Origin of the sequence: Paenibacillus sp. DMB5, assembly GCF_001517085.1 — a bacterium.
Taxonomy (GTDB): domain Bacteria; phylum Bacillota; class Bacilli; order Paenibacillales; family Paenibacillaceae; genus Paenibacillus_AQ.
The window spans coordinates 1-3188 of the sequence record NZ_LRAC01000110.1 but is presented as its reverse complement, the minus strand read 5'-3'; the positions used below and the strand labels follow the sequence as shown (position 1 = coordinate 3188).

1 rRNA gene is annotated in these 3188 nt (G+C 52.3%); it reads left to right on the top strand.

The annotated features are described in order from the left end of the window. The first annotated feature begins 232 nt into the window (after positions 1-232). A 23S ribosomal RNA gene (locus AWJ19_RS12285) occupies positions 233-3150 on the top strand. The last annotated feature ends 38 nt before the right edge of the window (positions 3151-3188 follow it).

The following is a 3188-nucleotide window of genomic DNA, read 5'->3' as shown; positions in this document are numbered from 1 at the left end:
GATGACATTCAAATCTAAGTCTTCAGGAAGCATGCTTCCGAAGCGAGCTTTACTTCGTAAAGCTTTCTACTCACTCGTTGCTCAGTTTTGAGAGTTTAAGCTCTCAACTTGATCCTTGAAAACTGGATACCGAAACGAATTTGCGTTTTAGAACATCTTTTAGCTGAAACTTGTGTAAGCAAGTTGAAATAGTTATTAGTTGATACAGCGATTTTCCTAACGGAAAACGCATGGTTAAGCTAATAAGAGCACACGGAGGATGCCTAGGCGCCAGGAGCCGACGAAGGACGTGGCGAACAACGAAACTGCCTCGGGGAGCTGTAAGCAAGCTTTGATCCGGGGGTGTCCGAATGGGGAAACCCAGCTGTGGTAATTCGCAGTTACTCGTATCTGAATACATAGGATACGTAGAGGCAGACCAGGGGAACTGAAACATCTAAGTACCCTGAGGAAGAGAAAACAATAGTGATTCCGTCAGTAGCGGCGAGCGAACGCGGAACAGCCTAAACCAGGAGGCTTGCCTCCTGGGGTTGTGGGACGTCTCACATGGAGTTACAAAGGAATATGGTAGGCGAAGAGGTCTGGAAAGGCCCGCGATAGAGGTAAAAGCCCTGTAGCCGAAATGATATTCTCTCCGAGACGGATCCCGAGTAGTGCGGGGCACGTGAAACCCCGTATGAATCCATCTGTCAAGGCTAAATACTACCTGGCGACCGATAGTGAAACAGTACCGTGAGGGAAAGGTGAAAAGCACCCCGGAAGGGGAGTGAAATAGAACCTGAAACCGTGTGCTTACAAGAAGTCAGAGCCCGATCTATGGGTGATGGCGTGCCTTTTGTAGAATGAACCGGCGAGTTACGTTTAACATGCAAGGTTAAGGTGAGAAGCCGGAGCCGCAGCGAAAGCGAGTCTGAATAGGGCGATTCAGTATGTGGACGTAGACCCGAAACCGTGTGATCTACCCCTGTCCAGGGTGAAGGTGCGGTAACACGCACTGGAGGCCCGAACCCACGTACGTTGAAAAGTGCGGGGATGAGGTGGGGGTAGCGGAGAAATTCCAATCGAACTCGGAGATAGCTGGTTCTCCCCGAAATAGCTTTAGGGCTAGCCTCGGTGAATGGAGTGATGGAGGTAGAGCACTGATTGGGTGCGGGGCCCGCAAGGGTTACCAAGCTCAGTCAAACTCCGAATGCCATTATCTTCTTGCCGGGAGTCAGACAGTGAGTGCTAAGATCCATTGTCAAAAGGGAAACAGCCCAGACCATCAGCTAAGGTCCCCAAGTGTGTGTTAAGTGGGAAAGGATGTGGAGTTGCACAGACAACCAGGATGTTGGCTTAGAAGCAGCCACCATTTAAAGAGTGCGTAATAGCTCACTGGTCGAGTGACTCTGCGCCGAAAATGTAACGGGGCTAAACACACCACCGAAGCTATGGCTTGATGCTTTGCATCAGGGGTAGGGGAGCGTTGTATGTGGGTTGAAGGTGTACCGTAAGGAGCGCTGGACAGCATACAAGTGAGAATGCCGGTATGAGTAACGAAAAGATCAGTGAGAATCTGATCCGCCGAAAGCCCAAGGTTTCCTGAGGAAGGCTCGTCCGCTCAGGGTAAGTCGGGACCTAAGGCGAGGCCGACAGGCGTAGTCGAAGGACAACAGTTTGAAATTACTGTACCACCGTAATCCGCTATGAGCGATGGGGTGACGCAGGAGGGTAGTGACGCGGACTGATGGATGTCCGTCTAAGCAGTGAGGCTGGTGTGTAGGCAAATCCGCACACCGTTAAGGCTGGGCTGTGATGGGGAGCGAAAATTATAGTAGCGAAGGTCATGATCTCACACTGCCAAGAAAAGCCTCTAGTCAGGAGAAGGTGCCCGTACCGCAAACCGACACAGGTAGGCGAGAAGAGAATTCTAAGGCGCGCGGAAGAACTCTCGTTAAGGAACTCGGCAAAATGACCCCGTAACTTCGGGAGAAGGGGTGCCTCGGTAGGGTGAATAGCCCGAGGGGGCCGCAGTGAAAAGGCCCAAGCGACTGTTTAGCAAAAACACAGGTCTGTGCGAAGCCGCAAGGCGAAGTATACGGGCTGACGCCTGCCCGGTGCTGGAAGGTTAAGGGGAGTGGTTAGGGGCAACCCGAAGCTATGAACCGAAGCCCCAGTAAACGGCGGCCGTAACTATAACGGTCCTAAGGTAGCGAAATTCCTTGTCAGGTAAATTCTGACCCGCACGAATGGCGTAACGACTTGGGCGCTGTCTCAACGAGAGATCCGGTGAAATTTTAATACCTGTGAAGATGCAGGTTACCCGCGACAAGACGGAAAGACCCCATGGAGCTTTACTGCAGCTTGATATTGAATTTGGGTACGATCTGTACAGGATAGGTGGGAGCCGTAGAAGCAGGAGCGCAAGCTTCTGTGGAGGCGCCGTTGGGATACCACCCTGATCGTATCTAGGTTCTAACCTGGTACCCTAAACGGGTACGGGGACCGTGTCAGGCGGGCAGTTTGACTGGGGCGGTCGCCTCCTAAAGAGTAACGGAGGCGTTCAAAGGTTCCCTCAGAATGGTTGGAAATCATTCGAAGAGTGCAAAGGCATAAGGGAGCTTGACTGCGAGACCTACAAGTCGAGCAGGGACGAAAGTCGGACTTAGTGATCCGGTGGTACCGCATGGAAGGGCCATCGCTCAACGGATAAAAGCTACCCTGGGGATAACAGGCTTATCTCCCCCAAGAGTCCACATCGACGGGGAGGTTTGGCACCTCGATGTCGGCTCATCGCATCCTGGGGCTGAAGTAGGTCCCAAGGGTTGGGCTGTTCGCCCATTAAAGCGGTACGCGAGCTGGGTTCAGAACGTCGTGAGACAGTTCGGTCCCTATCTGTCGTGGGCGTAGGAAATTTGAGAGGAGCTGTCCTTAGTACGAGAGGACCGGGATGGACGTACCGCTGGTGCACCAGTTGTTCCGCCAGGAGCATGGCTGGGTAGCTACGTACGGACGGGATAAGCGCTGAAAGCATCTAAGCGTGAAGCCCCCCTCAAGATGAGATTTCCCAGTATGTAAGACCCCTTGAAGACGACGAGGTAGATAGGTTGGAGGTGGAAGTGCAGCAATGCATGGAGCTGACCAATACTAATCGGTCGAGGGCTTATCCAATAATTAAATCGCAGATTCGTTTCGGATTCAGTTTTCAG